This is a genomic window from Kitasatospora sp. NBC_01287 (assembly GCF_026340565.1).
Taxonomy (GTDB): domain Bacteria; phylum Actinomycetota; class Actinomycetes; order Streptomycetales; family Streptomycetaceae; genus Kitasatospora.
Genome location: NZ_JAPEPB010000001.1, coordinates 4,130,242 through 4,148,309, shown reverse-complemented (window position 1 = coordinate 4,148,309; position 18,068 = coordinate 4,130,242). Strand labels below are relative to the sequence as shown.

The following is an 18,068-nucleotide window of genomic DNA, read 5'->3' as shown; positions in this document are numbered from 1 at the left end:
CTCAGCAGGTCAGAGCAGGTCAGAGCAGGTCAGGCGGGTCAGGTCAGGCTGGTCAGGCTGGTCAGAGCTGGTCGACCACGTAGTCGACGCACGCGGTCAGCGCCTGCACGTCGGCGGGGTCGATCGCCGGGAACATCGCGATCCGCAGCTGGTTGCGGCCCAGCTTGCGGTAGGGCTCGGTGTCCACGATGCCGTTGGCGCGCAGTGCCTTGGCGACGGCGGCCGCGTCGATCGACTCGTCGAAGTCGATGGTGCCGACCACCTGGGAGCGCTCGGCCGGCTCGGCGACGAACGGGTTGGCGAAGGCGGACTTCTCGGCCCAGCCGTAGAGGTGGCCCGAGGATTCAGCCGTACGGGCGACGGCCCAGTCGAGCCCGCCGTTGCCGTTCAGCCACTCCAGCTGGTCGGCCAGCAGGAAGAGGGTGGCGATCGCCGGGGTGTTGTACGTCTGGTCCTTCGAGGAGTTGTCGATCGCGGTCGGCAGGTCGAAGAACGGCGGGATGTAGCGGCCGGAGCCGGCGATCTCGGCGGCGCGCTCCAGGGCGGCCGGCGAGAAGGCGGCCAGCCAGAGCCCGCCCTCCGAGGCGAAGGACTTCTGCGGCGCGAAGTAGTAGACGTCGGTCTCGGTGATGTCCACCGGCAGGCCGCCGGCGCCCGAGGTGGCGTCCACCAGGACCAGCGAGCCGTCGCCCGCGGTGCCCGCCGGGCGGCGGATCGGCATCGCGACGCCGGTGGAGGTCTCGTTGTGGGTCAGCGCGTAGACGTCGACGCCGGCCTCGGCGACCGGCAGCGGGTGGGTGCCGGGCTCGCTCTTGATCACGCTCGGGTCGTCCAGCCACGGCACGGCCTTGACCGAGGAGGCGAACTTCGAGGAGAACTCGCCGAAGTTCAGGTGCTGCGACTTCTGGCGCACCAGCCCGAGGGCGGCGATGTCCCAGAAGGCGGTGGAGCCGCCGTTGCCGAGCACCACCTCGTATCCCTCGGGGAGCGAGAAGAGGCTGCTCACGCCCTCGCGCACGCGCTTCACCAGGTTCTTGACGGGAGCCTGGCGGTGCGAGGTGCCGAGCAGTGAGGTACCGGTGGCGGCGAGGGCACTGAGTGCCTCGGGGCGCACCTTGGACGGGCCGCAGCCGAAACGGCCGTCGGCGGGCTTGAGGTCAGCGGGGATCTGAATCTGGGCCACGCGCGCAGCCTACTGCGCCGCGTGAGGGCCCCCGGACGGCTGTCCGGCCGCTGAGATGAGCACCTCAGCGGCCGGACGGCCCGGAGCGGGCTGACGGGTGATCGGTCCGCGATCGACCGGGTCGGTCCGCGATAGACCGGGTCAGTCCGCGATCGACGCGTAGCCCTCGATCTCGCGCGGGCTGCGGGCGGCCGGGCCGATGTAGCGGGCGGCCGGGCGGACCAGGCGGCCGGTGCGCTTCTGCTCCAGGATGTGCGCCGACCAGCCGGCGGTGCGGGCGCAGGTGAACATCGAGGTGAACATGTGCGCCGGGACCTCGGCGAAGTCCAGCATGATCGCGGCCCAGAACTCCACGTTGGTGGCGAGCACCCGGTCGGGGCGGCGGTTGTGCAGCTCCTCCAGGGCGGCCTTCTCCAGCGCCTCGGCGATCTCGAAGCGCGGCGCGCCGAGCTCCTTGGCGGTGCGGCGCAGCACGCGGGCGCGCGGGTCCTCGGCGCGGTAGACGCGGTGGCCGAAGCCCATCAGGCGCTCGCCCTTGTCCAGCGCGTTCTTGACCCAGGTGGTGGCGTCGCCGGTGCGCTCGATCTCCTCGATCATGCCCAGCACGCGCGAGGGGGCACCGCCGTGCAGCGGGCCGGACATCGCGCCGACCGCGCCGGACAGGGCCGCCGCCACGTCCGCGCCGGTGGAGGCGATGACGCGGGCGGTGAAGGTGGAGGCGTTCATGCCGTGCTCGGCGGCCGAGGTCCAGTAGGCGTCGATCGCCTTGACGTGCTTGGGGTCCGGCTCGCCGCGCCAGCGGATCATGAAGCGCTCGACGACCGTCTCGGCCTTGTCGATCTCGCTCTGCGGGACCATCGGCAGGCCCTGGCCGCGGGCCGACTGGGCCACGTAGGAGAGCGCCATCACGGCGGCGCGCGCGAGGTCGTCGCGGGCCTGCTCGGCGGAGATGTCGAGCAGCGGCTTCAGGCCCCAGACCGGGGCGAGCATGGCGAGCGCCGACTGCACGTCGACCCGGATGTCGCCGGAGTGCACCGGGATCGGGAACGGCTCGGCGGAGGGCAGGCCGGGGTTGAACTTGCCGTCCACCAGCAGGCCCCAGACGTTGCCGAACGACACGTGGCCGACCAGCTCGTCGATGTCCACGCCGCGGTAGCGCAGCGCACCGCCCTCGCGGTCCGGCTCGGCGATCTCGCTCTCGAAAGCGATGACTCCCTCAAGCCCGGGTACGAAATCGGACATCACGCGGCTCCTCAGTTACGTGACATGGCCGGCCGCCGAGGTGGGGCGGCATGGCCGGTGACCGTTTGGTGTTTGGCACTCGGTGCCAGAGTGGCAGGCACTGGGTGCATTGCGCCATACACCACTGCGGTGATGTTTCCCCATGGGCCGCTCGACCTCACGTCGCACCCGGCGACAGCCGGGGATCTTCCGGTGTGAACCGGTCGTTTCCGGACAATCCTCCGGACCGTAAGGGGCGAAAGCGTTGGCGAGACACCATATCTCTCGATGTCGAGATTCCATAGGCGAGCACGGTCCGCCGCTTGTCGTACGGGATGATGTTGATGTGCAGACCCCGGACAGCGCCCAGCCCGCGCACCAGACCTCCGCCCCCGACGTCGCCCGGATGCGCCGCCAGTACGCCGAGGAGGGCCTGGCCGAGCCGGACCTGGCGCCCGACCCGGTGACCCAGTTCTGCCGCTGGTTCGCGCAGGCCGAGCGCGCCGGGGTCGTGGAGCCCAACGCCATGGTGCTCTCCACCGCGGACGCCGAGGGCCGCCCCAGCGCCAGGACCGTCCTGCTCAAGGGCTTCGACCAGCGCGGCTTCGTCTTCTTCACCAACTACGGCTCCCGCAAGGGCGCCGAACTGACGGCCAATCCGCACGCCTCGCTGCTCTTCCCCTGGCACCCGATCCAGCGTCAGGTGATCATCAGCGGCGCGGTCGAGCGGACCGGGCGCGACGAGACCGCCGCCTACTTCCGCACCCGCCCGCACGGCTCGCAGCTCGGCGCCTGGGCCAGCGAGCAGTCCAGCCCGGTCGCCTCCCGCGAGGTGCTGGAGCAGCGCTTCGCCGAGCTGGCCACCCGCTACCCCGAGGGCGAGGGGGTGCCGGTGCCGCCGTTCTGGGGCGGCTACCGGGTGGTGCCGCGCAGCGTGGAGTTCTGGCAGGGCCGGCCGAACCGGCTGCACGACCGGCTGCGGTACACGGCGGCCGAGGGCGGCGGCTGGACGGTGGAGCGGCTCTGTCCGTGACGGCTGCCCGTGACGGCTGCCCGTGGCGGCTCCGCTCGTGACGGGGTCCCCCCGCGCGCGGGGTGCCAGCTAGACGCGCGGAGCGCTCGGACGGCACCCCGCTACGCGAAACGATGTAGCCCGCCCGGGTGGTCTTTGCCACGTCCGCGAACCTCTTCGGACGGTCTGTCAGCGGGTCGTCGCAGCTCGGAGCCGGTGCCGGGGGTGGAGCGACCTGGCGCAGCCCGCGCCACTTGCGCCGATGGGCCTGCTATGGCCCTTGCGGGGGGCTACCTTTTACCCACACCCGCGGCAGTTGAACCGCGGCTCCCCCGAAGAGGACCTCCCGACATGACGACGACCCTCGCCCCCACCCCCGCCGTCCCCGCCGAACTGCCGGTCGGCGCCCGTGTGTCGCTGGACGAACTGGCCACCCTGGGGGCCGAGGAGCTCACCGCCGCGCTGCATCGCGCGCTGCCGGGGGCGGATTCCGGCCAGATCGCCGTCGCGGCCTTCAACTCCTCGATCTGAGGCCGGACCGACCCGACCACCAGTCAGCAGCGGACTCCACGCGTCCCCCGAGCCGCGAGCGGCGGACATGACCCACTCCCCAGAGGCCCTGGTGCCCTTCGGGCAGTTCGTGCTCAAGGTGCACAGCCGCTGCGACCTGGCCTGCGACCACTGCTACGTCTACGAGCACGCCGACACCAGCTGGCGCGCCCGGCCCCGGGCGGTCGGTGAGCGGGTGCTCGACCAGGCGGCGCGGCGGATCGCGGAGCACGCGCGCACCCACCGGCTGCCCGCCGTGCACGTGGTGCTGCACGGCGGCGAGCCGCTGCTCGCCGGCCCGGTGCTGCTGCGCCGGGCCGCCGAGCGGCTGCGGGCCGAACTGCCCGAGGGCTGCGCGCTCGACCTGCGGATCCACACCAACGGGGTGCGGCTGGACCGGGAGTTCTGCGAGCTCTTCGCCGAGCTCGGGATCAAGGTCGGCATCTCGCTCGACGGCGGGAGGGCCGCCAACGACCGCCACCGGCGGTTCGCCGACGGGCGCAGCAGTCACCCGCAGGTGCTGGCGGCCGTCGAGCTGCTGCGGATGCCGGAGTTCCGGCACCTGTACGCCGGGCTGCTCTGCACCATCGACGTGGCGAACGAGCCGGTCGGGGTGCTGGAGGCGCTGCTGGCGCTGGACCCGCCGCGGATCGACTTCCTGCTGCCGCACGCGACCTGGGACACCCCGCCGAAGCGTCCCGCCGAGCTGGGCGAGCACCCCTACGCCGACTGGCTGCTGACCGTCCATCAGCACTGGCTGGCGCTGGGTCGCCCGGTCCCGGTGCGCACCTTCGACTCGATCGCCCGCACGCTGCGCGGCCACTCCAGCCTGACCGAGTCGCTCGGGCTCGATCCGGCCGATCTGGTGGTGATCGAGACCGACGGTTCGTTCGAGCAGGCGGACAGTCTGAAAACGGCCTATGACGGTGCGCCGGCGACCGGATTCGACCTCTTCGCGAACAGCCTGGACGAGGTGGCCCGGCATCCGGGCATGATGGCCCGTCAGTCCGGCCTGGCCGGGCTGAGCCAGGCGTGCCGGGCCTGCCCGGTGGTCCGCAGCTGCGGCGGCGGGCTCTACGCGCACCGCTGGCGCGAGGGCGCCGGCTTCGACAACCCGTCCGTCTTCTGCGGAGACCTCATGCGGCTGATCACCACCATCCGGGACCGGATCACCACCCCCGCCACCGTCGCGGCGGCCCCGCCCGTCCCGTCCGCCCCAGCGGTGCTGACCGGCGATCAGCTCGACCAGCTGGCCCGGGGCCACGGCGACGCGGCGACGATCGCGGCGCTGGCCGCCGGGCAGCTCGACCTGACCCGCCGGCTGCTGGCGGCCGTCGGCCCGGCGGCCGGGGAGTCCTGGCAGCTGCTCGCCGAGCTGGACGCCCAGGCACCGCGCGCGGTGGACGCGGTGCTCGCCCACCCCTACGTCCGGGCCTGGGCGGTGCGTTGCCTGCGGGCGGACGCCGAGGGCCCGCGGGCCGACCTCGGCGGGCTGGCCGAGATCGCCGCGGCCGCGCTGCTGCGGGCCGGGCGCGAGGAGGAGCTGGCGGTCCCGGTGCGCGGCGGCGCGGTGCACCTGCCCACGCTCGGCCGGGTGCTGGTCGGCGGCGCCGGGCAGGCGCGGGTGCGCGGCGGCTCGGAGGGCTTCACGGTGCGGGCGGCCGGCGGCGCGGAGCAGGTGGTCGGCTTCGACGGATCGACCGGTGAGCGCTGGCTGCCGGTGCGCCGGGTGGCGCTGGCGGGCGGCTGGACGGTGGCGCTGGAGGACACCGATCCGCAGCGCGACAGCCACCAGTGGCCCGTCGAGGAGCGGCTGACCGAGGAGCTGCTCGCCGACTGGACCGGCGCGCTGCGCGAGGCGTGGGAGCTGACGCGGCGCGACCTGCCGCGGTACGCCGCCGGGATCGCCGCCGGGCTCGGCACCATCACCCCGCTGCGCCCCTCCCGGGCGGGCCGGCAGATCAGCGCGGCCGCCCGGCAGGCCTTCGGCGCGGTCGGGATCGCCCGCCCGGCCACCGCGCCGGTCCTGGCGCTGCTGATCGCGCACGAGTTCCAGCACGTCAAGCTGGGCGCGGTGCTGGACTTCCACGACCTGTACGACCCCGCCGACCGGCGGCACTACCACGCGCCGTGGCGCGAGGACCCGCGGCCGTTGGAGGGCCTGCTGCAGGGCACCTACGCGCACCTGGCGGTGACCGAGTTCTGGGGCACCAGGGTGGCGGCGTACGACGGGGTGGGCGGCGAGGCGGCGGAGTTCGCCCGCGGGCAGCTGGCGCTCTGGCGCGGGCACACCGACCGGGCCGTCGACACGCTGCTCGGCTCGGGCTCGCTGACCGCGCTCGGCGAGCGGTTCGCGGCCGGGATGCGGGCCACCGTGGCGCCCTGGCTGGCGGTGCCGGTCGGCGCGGGTGGCTCCGGCAGCGTGGCCGAGAGCCTGCCCGAGAGCGCGTCCGAGGGCGAGTCCGGGAGTGCGTCCGAGAGCCTGCCCGGGAGCCTGCCCGAGAGCGCGTCCGGGAGCGGTGAACGGGAGGCCGAGCGCGCCGCCCCCGCCGCGCTGACGAGCCCCTGAGGTGCGGCCCGAGCAGCGGCCGGCCGTCGCACGGCTGACCGCGCAGCTGCGCCGGCTCGGGGTCGGGCCGCGGACCGGTGTGCTGCTGGTGCACGCCGCGCTGCGCTCGCTCGCCCCGGCGGCGGGCGACTCGGCGCAGGTGCTGGCCGCGCTGCGGGCCGCGCTGGGCCCCGGCGGCACGCTGGTGGCGTACACCGCGACGCCGGAGAACTCGCTCACCTCCCGGCTGCACGTCCAGGCCACCGCGGGCCTGACGCCGGCCGAGCGGGCCGCCCACCTGGCCGCGATGCCCCCCTTCGACCCGCGCCGCACGCCCTGCTCGCCCACCGTGGGCCGGCTCTCCGAGGAACTGCGCCGCGCCGAGGGGGCGCGGCGCAGCGCGCACCCGCAGACCTCCTTCGCCGCGCTCGGCCCGCGGGCGGCGGAGCTGACCGCCGAGCACCCCTACGAGTGCCACCTCGGCGAGGCCTCGCCGGTCGGCGCGCTCTACCGGGCCGGCGCCCAGGTGCTGATGCTGGGGGCGCCGCTGACCGCGTGCACGGTGCTGCACCTGGCCGAGTACCGGGTGCCGGCGCCGCCGCGCAAGCGCTACGGGTGCGTGGTGCGGGCGGCGGACGGGGCGGCGCGCTGGGTCCACTTCGACGGCGTGGACCTGGACGACGCGCACTTCCCGCGGATGCTCGCGCGGATCTCGCCCGGGCTCGGCCCGCTCGCCACCGGCCTGGTGGGCGGGGCCGAGGCGGTGCTGCTGCCGGTGCGGCCCGCGGTGGACGCCGCGCGGGCCTGGCTGCTGGCGGAGCTGACCGGCCGGACGGGGGCCGGGCCCGGGGCCGGCCACGGCTCCGGTGCCGGCTCGGGCTCCGGTTCCGGCTCCGGTGGGGAGATCGTCGCAAAGGCCTGACAGTTGACCGCGACCTGACGCATGATCAGTGAGTGGGGCGGCTCGCGGTATTCCCCTGGGGAAGCCGGGCTTCCTACACTGAAGGCCCCTGCGGGGGACGGGCGGTCGGCGCGGGGGAGGCTGCGTGAACGACGCTGAAGGCGGGCGGAAGGCCTCGGCGAAGCCGCACTTCTTCCTCAGCTACGCGCACATGCCGCCGGTCGGCACGCGCAATCCGAACGCCCGGGTCAGCCAGTTCTACGAGGACCTCTGCGAGGCGGTGCTGCAGCTGACCCCGCTGCCCACCGCCGATCCGGTGGGCTTCATGGACGAGACCATGCACCAGGGCGACAACTGGGCGGCGAAGATCTCCGAGGCGCTGGCCACCTGCCGCGTCTTCGTGCCGCTGTACCACCCGCGGCTCTTCCGCAGCACCCCGTGTGGGCAGGAGTGGTACACCTTCGCCCAGCGCGCGGCCAACGCTCCCGGTGGGGCGGCGCAGAACAGCGCGATCGTGCCGGTGCTCTGGGTGGGCATGCAGGACGGCGCGCTGCCGCCGGTGGCGCACGCCGTGCAGTACAACCACCCGAGCTTCCCACGGGCCTACGCCGAGGACGGGCTGTACGCGCTGATGGCCCAGCGCCACCACCAGGGCCTCTACGAGAAGGTGGTCTACAAGCTGGCCCGGCGGATCGTCGAGGTGGCACTGGAGACGGTGGTCCCGGTGGTCGAGCCGGTCGACTTCACCACCAACCCCTCGGCCTTCCCCGGCCGCTCCCCGGCCGACGAACTGATCATCGCGGTGCTGGCGTTCAAGGACAGCGAGGTGCCCGCGCACCGCGATGCCGGCTACTACGGCGCCCGGCGCACCGACTGGCAGCCCTACCTGCGCGGCGGTGACACCGCGCTGGCCGAGAAGGCGATGCAGCTGGCCCGGCAGTGCGACCTGAACCCGACGGTGCACGAGTTCGACCTGTCGGCCGGGCGGCTGATGGAGCTGGAGCGGCCGCAGGGCCCCGGGGTGGTGCTGCTGGACCGCTGGGTGCTGCAGGATCCCGGACGGCGCGAGCTGGTGCGGGAGTTCGCGCGGCGCAACCCGGCCTGGGTGGCGGTGGTCGAGCCGTGGAACCGGGACGACCCGCAGTGCGTGGCGCGGGCCGCCGAGCTGCTGGCGCTCAGCAACCAGGTGCTGGGGCGTGGCCGGGCCCCGGCCCGGCCCTCCTTCCGCCCCGCGGCCGGGGACCCGGCCGATCCGGAAGGGGTGCCCACCGCGACGGACTTCGGCCTGGTGTTCCAGCACGCCGCGATCCGCGCGCAGAAGGCCTTCAAGGAGCGCGCGCTGCCCCGCCCGCCCGCCACCGGCGAGGGCCGGCCCCGACTGAGCGGTGCCTTCGACGACCCGCGGCCGCCGATCGGCCGCCGCGGCGAGTTCGGGCCAGAGTTCGGATCAGAGTTCGGATCAGAGTTCGGACCAGAGAGCGACCGGCACGACGAGGACGACGAAGGAGGAGACCATGACGACTGACCGGACGCGCAACCTCCGGGTGGGCGGGCGCGGTCCGGCCCCGGCCCAGGCCGCCGCCGGCCCGGCGCCGACCCGGATGGACGGTGACGAGGACCGCCAGGGGCGGATCATCACCTTCTACTCCTACAAAGGCGGCACCGGGCGCACCATGGCGCTGGCCAACACCGCCTGGATCCTGGCCGCCAACGGCTTCCGGGTGCTCACCGTGGACTGGGACCTGGAGGCGCCCGGACTGGCCAAGTTCTTCCACCCGTTCCTGGACGCGGCCGAACTCGCCGAGGCGCCCGGCGTGATGACGCTGATCAACGACTACCGCGAGGAGGCGCTGCGGGAGACCGAGCTGCACGCCGACGCGCTGCTGGAGCCCGAGCGCTACCAGCGCGAGCTGCGCGAGATCGGCCACCACCCGGGCTGGCACCTGGGCTTCGCCAAGGTGGCGGGGCACGCGCTGCCGCTCTCCTGGGGCGGTTTCCCGGCCGGTGGCAGCATCGACTTCCTGGCGGCGGGCCGGCAGGACCGGGACTACTCCGGCACGCTGGGCAGCCTGGACTGGGACCTCTTCTACGAGCGCTTCGACGGCGGCCAGTTCTTCGACGCGCTCCGCGCCGACATGCGCAAGCGCTACGACTACGTGCTGATCGACAGCCGCACCGGGCTCTCCGACACCGCCGAGATCTGCACCGTGCAGATGCCCGACGACCTGGTGGTCTGCTTCACGCTCAGCGACCAGAGCATCGACGGCGCCTCCCGGATCGCCCAGCACATCGACGACCGCTACCGCGACCGCGGCATCCGGATCCTGCCGGTGCCGATGCGGATCGACGACTTCGAGAAGGACAAGGCCGATGCCGGGCGGGCGCTGGCCCGGATCCGCTTCGACGGGCTGCCCTCGGGCCTGTCCGGCGAGCAACTGGTGCACTACTGGGGCTCGGTGGAGATCCCGTACCGGCCGTTCTACGCCTACGAGGAGATCCTGGCCACCTTCGGCGACCAGGTGGGCACCCCCACCAGCATGCTCTCGGCCTGCGAGCGGCTCACCGACATGATCACCCAGGGTCGGGTGAACGCGCTGCCGCCGATGGACGAGGAGGTGCGGCTGCGCTACATCGAGGCCTTCACCCGGCGCCGTCCCACCGTGCCGGCCGACATCTACCTCAGCTACGTGCCCGAGGACCGGATGTGGGCGGACTGGATCGAGTTCGTGCTCGGCGCGGCCGGGTTCCGGGTGCTGCCCCGGGACGTGGGCGCCGGGGCCGACGCGCGGGCCGAGACCGAGCGCTCGGTGGACGCGGCCTACCGGACGGTGGCGGTGCTCTCCCCGGCCTACCTGCGCTCCCCGCAGGCCCGCGCGCTGTGGGAGTCGGTGGTCGGCTCGGACCCCTCGGGCACCCGCCGCCAGCTGATCCCGGTCCGGGTCGGGGCCACCCCGCTGGCCGCCCCGTTCAGCAGCCGCAACCCGGTGGACCTGGTCAACCTCAAGGAGCCGCAGGCGCTCGCCGCGCTGGTCAAGGCGCTGGGCCGGGAGGAGGTGCCGGCCGTGGACACCGCGAGCGGCCCCCGGTTCCCCGGCACCCAGCCGGAGATCTGGAACGTGCCGCCGCGCAACAGCTACTTCACCGGGCGCGCCGAGGTGCTGGAGCGGCTGCGCAACCAACTCGGCGGCGGCGCCGCGGTGGTGCTGCCGGTGCCGCAGACGCTCTACGGGCTCGGCGGCGTCGGCAAGACGCAGGTGGCGCTGGAGTACGCGCACCGCTTCATGGCCGACTACGACCTGGTCTGGTGGGTCTCGGCCGAGCAGGAGGACGAGATCCAGGGCCAACTGGCGGAACTGGCCCGCAAGATGGGCCGGGCCAGCAACGAGCCGGTGGCGCTCGCCACCGAGATCGCGCTGGAGGCGCTGCGCCGCGGCGAGCGGGTCAAGCGCTGGCTGCTGATCTTCGACAACGCGGACGAGCCGGGCGAGATCCGCCGCTACTTCCCCGGCGGCAACGGCCACATCCTGGTCACCTCGCGCAACCAGGCCTGGGCCACCCACGCCGAGGCGCTGACCATGGACGTCTTCACCCGCGGCGAGAGCATCGACCACCTGACCCGGCGCACCGGCGGGGCGCTCAGCCGCCCGGACGCGGACGCGGTGGCCGAGGCGGTCGGCGACCTGCCGCTGGCCGTGGAGGTGGCCGGCGCGTGGCTGAAGGCCACCGGCACCCCGGTCGGCGAGTACATCGCGGCGCTGCAGTCCGAGGCCGCCCGGGTGCTGGAGCTGGGCCGCCCGGTGGACTACCCGATGACGGTCGGCGCCACCTGGCGGGTCTCCATCGCCCGGCTGCGCCAGCAGTCCCCGGCCGCCGCCCGGATGCTGCAGCTGTGCGCGTACTTCGCGCCCGAGCCGATCTCGATGAACCTCTTCTACAGCGACCAGATGATCCGGGCGCTGGTCCCCTTCGACTCCGGGTTGAGCGACAAGTTCCTGCTCGGCCGGGTGATCCAGGCGATCGGCCGGTACGCGCTGGCCAAGGTGGACGCGGGGGCCAACAGCATCCAGGTGCACCGGCTGGTCCAGGAGGTGATCCGCTCGGAGATGACCGCGGTGGAGCAGATCGACACCGTGCACGAGGTGCACCGGATCCTGATCGGCGCCCGCCCGGTGGTCGGGGACACCGACGACCCGGCCAACTGGCCCGCCTTCGAGGAGATCTGGCCGCACCTGTCGCCCTCGCGGGCGCACGACTGCGACGAGTCGGACACCCGGCAGCTGATGATCGACCGGGTCCGCTACCTCTGGAAGCGCGGGGAGTTCGCCCAGGCCCGCCGGATGGGCCACCTGCTGGACGACGCCTGGACCGCCAAGCTCGGCGAGGACGACCGGCAGACCCTGCTGCTCCGCTTCCAGCTGGCCAACGTGATGCGCTCGCAGGGGCAGTACGCGGCCGCGCTGGCCCTGGACGAGAGCACCCTGGAGCGGCAGAAGCGGGTGCTGGGCGAGCAGCACCCGTACACCCTGATGACGGCCGGTTCGCTGGCCGCCGACCTGCGGGCGCTGGGGGACTTCTCCCGGGCCCTGGAGCTGGACCAGGACACCCTGGAGCGGTTCCGCGAGCAGTTCGGCGAGGACAACCCGCGCACCCTGTCGATCGCCAACAACCTGGCCATCGACCACCGCCTGGTGGGCAACAGCAACGCGGCCCAGGAGCTGGACCAGGACACCCTGGACCGGCGATCGCTGGTGCTGGGCCCCAAGCACCCCTACACCCTCTCCACCAAGTCCATGCTCGCCCGCGACCTGCGCGAGCAGGGCGACTACGACGGCTCGGTGACGATCCACCAGGAGGTGGTCGAGGCCTACGCCGAGGTGCTGGACATCGACGTGCCGGAGATCCTGCGCAACGCCAAGTCGCTGGCCGTCTCGCTGCGCAAGGCCGGCCGGCAGGCCGAGGCGCGCCGGCTCACCAAGGAGACCTACGAGCGCTACCTGGAGCGCTACGGCGAGAACGCGCCCGACACGCTGGCCTGCGCGCTCAACCTGGCCGCCGACTACAGCGCGGGCGGCGACAAGGACGCCGCCCGCGACCTGGCCCGGCAGGTCTTCGTCGGCCACCAGCAGCTCTTCGGGCCGGAGCACCCGTTCACCCTGGCCTGCGCCAACAACGTGGTGATCTACCTGCGGGGCAGCGGTGGGCTGGAGGAGGCGGCGCATCTCGGCGGCGAGACCGTGCGCACGCTCATCCGGGTGCTCGGCGCCGACCACCCGTACACCCTCAACGCGAAGATCAACCTGGCCAACACCTACGGCGACCAGGGCCGGCTGGCCGAGGCCGAGGAGCTTGAGCAGGCCGCCTACCGGGGCCTGTGCGAGCGCTACACCCCGCGCCACCCGGACGCGGTCGCCTGCCAGGCCAACCTCGCCGTGACGCTGCGCTCCCAGGGCAAGGTGAACCAGGCCGCCGAGCTGCGGTCGCGCGCGGTGGCCGAGTTCATCCGCCAACTGGGGGAGGAGCACCCCAACACCGTCTCGGCCCGGGGCTGGAAGCGGATCAACCGCGACCTGGAGCCCCAGCCCGTCTGACGGCGGCTCGGCCCGGCCGCCGGTCGGGCCGGTCGGGCCGGGCCCGCTCCGTCTCAGTCCGGCTCGGCCGCCGCCCACTTCAGGGCGGCGGTCAGCACCCGGAAGGACGCGAAGTGCGCGGCCCCCGGCTCCAGGAAGAGGGTGGCGTCGGGGATGTGCGCGGCCAGCCAGCGCGAGTGCTCGACCGGGGACCACATGTCGTCGGCGCCGTGCCAGAGCCAGGTGGGTGTGGTGACGTCCTGCGTCTTGAAGCCCCAGCTGGTGGTGAAGGCGAGCACGTCGTCGATCCAGCCGTCGCCGTTCTGCCGGAACGCCTCCCGGTAGTTGCGCTGCAGCTCCCGGCGCAGGCCCGCGTCCGAGATCATCACCCGGTCGGGGCCGGAGAGTTCCTGGCGCAGCCCGGCGAGCAGGGTGGCCGGATCGTCCCTGATCCGGCGGGCCCGCTGCGCCATGGTGGCGGCGATCCGCAGGTGGTCGCGCTCCGCGGCCCGGTAGTCGCGGACGTTGGCGGCCGTCATCCCGGCGTACCAGTCCAGGCCCTCGCCGTCGTGCGGGGCCAGGCAGACCAGCGCGGCCACCCGGTGCACCCGCTCGGGCAGCAGGGCGCCGCAGGCCAGCGCGTGCGGCCCGCCGCCGGATCGGCCCACCACGGCGAAGCGCTCCAGGCCCAGGTCGTCGGCGACCGCCCGCACGTCGGCGGCGGCGGCGGCGACCTGGCGGCCGTGCAGCCGGTCGGAGCCGCCGTAGCCGGGGCGGTCGAAGGCGATCAGGTGCACGCCCAGGTTGTAGAGCACGGTGCTGCGCGGGGTCGGCCCGAGCCGGCTGCCGGGCGTGCCGTGCAGCAGGAAGACGGGGCGGCCGGCAGGGTTGCCGAAGGTCTGCACCGCGAGTCTGCGGCAGTCGGCGGTCTTCACCAGTCGGGGCTGCACGCCGGGGACCTCCAGTGCTCGGGGACGGGGGCGCCGTTCGCCGGGGCTGTGCCCACGGGGACCGCGCCCACAGGGACTGTGCTTCGCAGGGACCGTGCTCTCGGGGACGGTGGCACCGGGACCGTGCTCACCGGGCCGGGCCGCGCACCTCGCGCCGGGCCTGCCAGGTGGTGTGCTCGCGCGAGACGGCGTCCTCGGCGTCCCGGGCGAGTCTGGCCCAGAGCCCCTCGGAGTCGTCGGCGCTCGGGTCGAGCCGGGCCAGTTGCTCGTGCACCAGCTCCAGTTCGTCAGCCGCCAGCCGGTAGGCGGCCGCCAGTGGCCGGTACTGGCGCAACTGGGCCCAGGCGGTGACCGAGGCGGTCACCGCCGCGATGGTGCCGAGCGCGTCGTAGCAGCACCAGCCGAGCGCGCGCGCCACCGCGAGGGCCAGCCCGAGGACCGGCAGCACGAAGCCCAGCAGCTCGGTCAGGCGCCCGGCCCGGTCGCAGTAGCCGGCCTTCTCGCGGTACCACTGGTGCTGCGCCCGCACCCGCTCGCGCAGGTAGACCTCGCGGCGCACGGTCAGCGGCTGCTCGCGCAGACCACGCATCGCCGCGGTCACCCCCGCGGGCGACCCGGTCCCGCCGGGCGGCACCGTGCCGCTCCCGAAGAGGCCCAGCACGCCGCGCAGTTGCAGGGCGTAGCGGCCCTCGGGGTCGTCGGGGGCCGCGGGCCCCGACGGCGCGGCCGGGGTCGGCCCGGCCAGGTCGGCCCGGACCGCGAACTTCCAGGCCAGCGTCTTGACCGACTCGGCGGCCGCCCGGCCCTCGTACCAGCGGCCCTGCGGGTTGTGCCGACCCACCCGCAGGGCCGGCAGGGCGGCGCCGAGGAAGGCCGCCGCCGCCGCCCAGGCGAACGCCGGGCCGCGCGCCGAGCCCAGCGCGGCGGCCGCGGTGAGCAGCAGCAGTTGCCAGCGGATCAGCCGGGTGGCGCGCCGCTGGCTGCGCAGCGAGGCGGCGTCGGCGTGCCGGAACGACTCGGGCAGCAGGTCGGCCTCGCGGACCGGCCCCATGGGTCCCGCACCGGCTGCCATCGAGTCCGCCCCCCCGTACGCGTGGTGTCCGCTGGACGCTGACGTACTGCCCGCGGCGGAGCCCCGGTACGCCTGCGACTGGGCCAGTATGAGCGGTGGCGGACGCCGCGGACAGGTCTGGTACGAGCCGTTTCGCCGCCCGGTGGCGGCGGGCGCCTCAGAAGGCGTAGAAGATCCGGTCGGCGTGCTCGGCCATCAGCTTGGCGTTCCAGTCGGTGCCGCCGTCCACGTTGCCGGAGCGGAACAGCGGGGGCGTGGCCCCCTGGCCCTGGACGGCGCGGTCGGCGAGCCGGCCGACCGCGCCCGCCACCACCGCCTGCATCAGCGCGCTGGTCACGATGGTGGAGACCGGCCCGAAGCTGGTCTCGGCGCCCGGGTGGGTCAGCTCGCCGTCGCCGACCGCGATCTTGTTGTCGAGCACCACGTCGCAGTGGTCCTTGAGGAAGGTCCCGGAGGGGTGGCCCGAGGCCACCTGGGCCGGGTACGCCAGCGAGGTCACCCCGACGACCCGCAGGCCGCGCGCGCGGGCGTGCTGGGCCAGCTCCACCGGCATCACCTGGCGGCCGGAGAGCGAGATGACGAAGAGCAGGTCGCCGGCGGTGGCGGGGGTCAGGTCCAGGGCCGCGGTGGCCAGGCCGGAGACCCGCTCCAGCGCGCTGCCCAGCGGCGCCGGCATCACGTTGACGCCGGTCATCCCCGGCACGTTGAGCAGGTTGACCACCACCAGGCCGCCGGCCCGGTAGACCACGTCCTGCGCGGCCAGCGAGGAGTGCCCGGCGCCGAAGGCGAAGATCCGCCGGCCCTCGGCGACGGCCTCGGCCAGCAGTTCGGCGGCCCGCTCGATCGCCTCCCCCTCCTCGGCCTGGGCCCGCCGCAGGTGCGCCACCGCGGCCTCGAAGTACTGCCCGACCAGGTCGTCCATGAGAGATCTTCCCTAACCGCCAGTGGAGAAAGCTACGGCGAGCACCGTGGAGCCTGGCCCGGTCCGCTGTCAACAGGGACGAAACCGCGCGGGAAGCGCCCGTGCGCGGACTCGGTTGTCAGTGCGGTACGTCAGAATTGGCGGTGAGGACACCGAGGAACGGAGCCGGCGACGATGTCTGGGCTGATCGATACCACTGAGATGTACCTTCGCACCATCCTGGAGCTGGAGGAAGAGGGCATCACCCCGATGCGCGCCCGGATCGCCGAGCGGCTGGACCAGAGCGGGCCGACGGTCAGCCAGACGGTCGGCCGGATGGAGCGCGACGGCCTGCTGCAGGTCGCCGGCGATCGCCATCTGGAGCTGACCGAGGAGGGGCGTCGGCTCGCGGTGCGGGTGATGCGCAAGCACCGGATCGCCGAATGCCTGCTGGTCGACGTGATCGGCCTGGAGTGGGAGGAGGTGCACGAGGAGGCCTGTCGCTGGGAGCACGTGATGAGCGAGACGGTCGAGCGCAAGGTGCTCGCCATGCTCGGCCACCCCACCCAGTCCCCCTACGGCAACCCGATCCCCGGGCTGGACGAGCTCGGTGACACCAAGGCCGAGGGTGAGGGCTTCGACTCCGCCCTGGTGACCCTCGACTCGCTGCGCCCCGGTGACGCCGGTGCCAGCGTGGTGGTCCGCCGGATCGGTGAGCCGATCCAGACGGACGAGGAGCTGATGCGCACCCTGCGCAGGGCCGGGGTGCGTCCCGGGGCCACCATCCAGGTCAACGCGGCGGTGGGCGGTGTGCTGGTCGGCAGCGGCGGGGAGTCCGCCGAACTCGGCAAGGAGATCGCCGCCCACGTCTTCGTCGCCCACCCCTGAGCCGGCGCACGCGCTGAGGACCCGGCGCGTCCCCACGCGCCGGGGCCTCAGCGGGTCCCCACCCTGTTCCCCCACCCTTCCCGCCCCTGTTCCCCCGCTCTTACTCTCCCCCCGCCTTTCCCCCCGAGGTTCCCCCCGTGCCGCGCCCGGCTTCCCCGTCCAGGCCTCCCCTGCGGCTCCCCCGGTCCTGGTGTCCCCGGTTCTCCTCGCCCTGGGCTGTGTCCTTTTCGTTGTCCCTTTCGCTCGGATTTGCCTGATCGCTGCCTGCCCCATTCATCCCCTGGGTGGTAGGCGCCAACCGCCGCGTCCTGTCACTCGTCCGAGCGGCTTGCCCCGATGTCCGCCGGGTAGGCGGCATGCCGGAGAGCGGACCCGGCGACCGGGCCCGCCCATCGATCTGACGCCGCGTCGGCCGGGGCCGGGCGGTCTCAGCGCACCGGCGCCGCCTGCTGCTGCGGCCCCGGCGGCGGGACCAGCCGGGCGGCGGGCGCGTCCCGGCCGCAGGCGTAGGCGAGCGGGTTGATCAGCTCGGCGGCGTCCGGCAGCCAGCGGTTGAGCGCGGACGGCGGCCTGGCCCACTGCGCGAAGCTGTACGGGCCGACCCGGGAGGGCGGCGCGACCACCCAGTCCCCGTCGCCGCGCACCGTCAGATCCAGCCGCCCGGGCTGCCAGCCGAGCTTGCGCAGCATCTCCGGCAGCTTGGCCAGTGCGCCGGGCAGCACCAGGAAGAGCAGCCGCCGCCCGCGCAGGCCGGGCGCGGCCGGCGCCGAGAGGACCGGGCCGAGCTGCAGCTCCAGCCGCTCCATCCGCGCCAGCGCCAGGCAGCCGGCCACCTCGGGGACGTCCAGCACGTCGAAGGAGCGCCCGGCGGGCAGCAGGATCGAGGCGGCCGGGTTCTCGGTCCACCAGCGGCGGATCACGCCGGGGCCGGCGCTGGCCCGCCGCAGCCAGTCCTGGGTGGTGGGATGCGCCCCCGGCAGCGGGCAGTCCGGCACGCCGCAGGAGCAGCGGGCCGGGCCGTCCCCCTCGATCAGGTGGGTGCCGGGCACGATCTCCCAGTGCCGCTCCTCCGCGTACCTGGCCGCCTCGATCAAGAGCGGGGAGATCGGTTTTCCGTCACTGCCCTGTTCCGGGGCTCCTGGGGTCTCTTCCACGTGCTGCACAACTGCCCTTGGTGGGGCGGGTTACGGGGTGGCGCGGGGACAGTGGCCGTGAGCCGCCAATGTCACCCGAACCGGTGAGCGGCGGTGCGGGCCGCGCTGCCGCACGAGTGGTC

The 18,068-nt window shown here is 74.0% G+C and carries 13 protein-coding genes; 7 read left to right on the top strand and 6 right to left on the bottom strand.

What is annotated here, in order from left to right; translation table 11 throughout:
* Positions 1-61: 61 nt before the first annotated feature.
* Together serC and OG455_RS17500 are read right to left on the bottom strand one after the other, a co-directional pair.
* Positions 62-1,183 (bottom strand): phosphoserine transaminase, encoded by a 1,122-nt coding sequence (gene serC, locus OG455_RS17505; RefSeq protein WP_266294741.1) that lies wholly within the window; start codon positions 1,181-1,183, stop codon positions 62-64.
* A gap of 141 nt (positions 1,184-1,324) precedes the next feature.
* Positions 1,325-2,425 (bottom strand): citrate synthase 2, encoded by a 1,101-nt coding sequence (locus tag OG455_RS17500; protein ID WP_266294739.1) that lies wholly within the window; start codon positions 2,423-2,425, stop codon positions 1,325-1,327.
* Between the two features lie 385 nt (positions 2,426-2,810).
* Here OG455_RS17500 and pdxH point away from each other — a divergent pair, with 385 nt between their 5' ends.
* From pdxH to fxsT, 6 genes are all read left to right on the top strand, one after another.
* Positions 2,811-3,437: a pyridoxamine 5'-phosphate oxidase gene (gene pdxH / locus OG455_RS17495; protein WP_266300847.1), complete on the top strand. Its 627-nt coding sequence runs from the start codon at positions 2,811-2,813 to the stop codon at positions 3,435-3,437.
* 330 nt (positions 3,438-3,767) lie between these two features.
* Positions 3,768-3,947, top strand: coding sequence for an FxSxx-COOH cyclophane-containing RiPP peptide (gene fxsA, locus OG455_RS17490; RefSeq protein WP_266294737.1), 180 nt, complete (start codon positions 3,768-3,770; stop codon positions 3,945-3,947).
* A gap of 67 nt (positions 3,948-4,014) precedes the next feature.
* A complete protein-coding gene (locus OG455_RS17485) occupies positions 4,015-6,534 on the top strand; it encodes an FxsB family cyclophane-forming radical SAM/SPASM peptide maturase (protein WP_266294735.1) in 2,520 nt (839 codons plus the stop codon).
* 1 nt (position 6,535) lies between these two features.
* Entirely contained in the window at positions 6,536-7,435 is a 900-nt protein-coding gene (locus tag OG455_RS17480) for an aminoglycoside N(3)-acetyltransferase (RefSeq protein WP_266294733.1), read from the top strand.
* A 124-nt stretch (positions 7,436-7,559) separates the two neighbouring features.
* Positions 7,560-8,939 carry a TIR-like protein FxsC gene (locus tag OG455_RS17475; RefSeq protein WP_266294731.1) on the top strand — a complete coding sequence of 460 codons (1,380 nt, stop codon included), beginning with the start codon at positions 7,560-7,562 and terminating at the stop codon, positions 8,937-8,939.
* A gap of 76 nt (positions 8,940-9,015) precedes the next feature.
* Positions 9,016-13,002 (top strand): FxSxx-COOH system tetratricopeptide repeat protein, encoded by a 3,987-nt coding sequence (gene fxsT, locus OG455_RS17470; protein ID WP_266300846.1) that lies wholly within the window; start codon positions 9,016-9,018, stop codon positions 13,000-13,002.
* Between the two features lie 53 nt (positions 13,003-13,055).
* Here the strand turns inward: fxsT and OG455_RS17465 are convergent, their stop codons facing one another.
* The 3 genes from OG455_RS17465 to OG455_RS17455 form a co-directional block, all read right to left on the bottom strand.
* Complete coding sequence (locus OG455_RS17465) at positions 13,056-13,931, bottom strand: alpha/beta fold hydrolase (protein ID WP_266294729.1); 876 nt, start codon at positions 13,929-13,931, stop codon at positions 13,056-13,058.
* Between the two features lie 127 nt (positions 13,932-14,058).
* Complete coding sequence (locus tag OG455_RS17460; RefSeq protein WP_266294727.1) at positions 14,059-14,982, bottom strand: DUF4231 domain-containing protein; 924 nt, start codon at positions 14,980-14,982, stop codon at positions 14,059-14,061.
* Positions 14,983-15,160: 178 nt separating this feature from the next.
* The gene (locus OG455_RS17455; protein ID WP_266294725.1) at positions 15,161-15,925 is read right to left on the bottom strand and encodes an SIS domain-containing protein; all 765 of its coding nucleotides are present in this window, start codon (positions 15,923-15,925) and stop codon (positions 15,161-15,163) included.
* A gap of 174 nt (positions 15,926-16,099) precedes the next feature.
* Between OG455_RS17455 and OG455_RS17450 the strand changes: the two genes are divergently transcribed.
* Entirely contained in the window at positions 16,100-16,792 is a 693-nt protein-coding gene (locus OG455_RS17450) for a metal-dependent transcriptional regulator (RefSeq protein WP_266294716.1), read from the top strand.
* A 428-nt stretch (positions 16,793-17,220) separates the two neighbouring features.
* Here the strand turns inward: OG455_RS17450 and OG455_RS17445 are convergent, their stop codons facing one another.
* Positions 17,221-17,946, bottom strand: coding sequence for a bifunctional DNA primase/polymerase (locus tag OG455_RS17445; protein WP_266294714.1), 726 nt, complete (start codon positions 17,944-17,946; stop codon positions 17,221-17,223).
* Positions 17,947-18,068: the final 122 nt, after the last annotated feature.

Excerpts from the sequence above, each read along its gene's own strand:
- OG455_RS17500 (WP_266294739.1), bottom strand. The coding sequence starts at position 2,425 with ATGTCCGATTTCGTACCCGGGCTTGAGGGAGTCATCGCTTTCGAGAGC.
- pdxH (WP_266300847.1), top strand. The coding sequence starts at position 2,811 with ATGCGCCGCCAGTACGCCGAGGAGGGCCTGGCCGAGCCGGACCTGGCG.
- fxsA (WP_266294737.1), top strand. The coding sequence starts at position 3,768 with ATGACGACGACCCTCGCCCCCACCCCCGCCGTCCCCGCCGAACTGCCG.
- OG455_RS17485 (WP_266294735.1), top strand. The coding sequence starts at position 4,015 with ATGACCCACTCCCCAGAGGCCCTGGTGCCCTTCGGGCAGTTCGTGCTC.
- fxsT (WP_266300846.1), top strand. The coding sequence starts at position 9,016 with ATGGACGGTGACGAGGACCGCCAGGGGCGGATCATCACCTTCTACTCC.
- OG455_RS17460 (WP_266294727.1), bottom strand. The coding sequence starts at position 14,982 with ATGGGGCCGGTCCGCGAGGCCGACCTGCTGCCCGAGTCGTTCCGGCAC.
- OG455_RS17455 (WP_266294725.1), bottom strand. The coding sequence starts at position 15,925 with ATGGACGACCTGGTCGGGCAGTACTTCGAGGCCGCGGTGGCGCACCTG.
- OG455_RS17450 (WP_266294716.1), top strand. The coding sequence starts at position 16,100 with ATGTCTGGGCTGATCGATACCACTGAGATGTACCTTCGCACCATCCTG.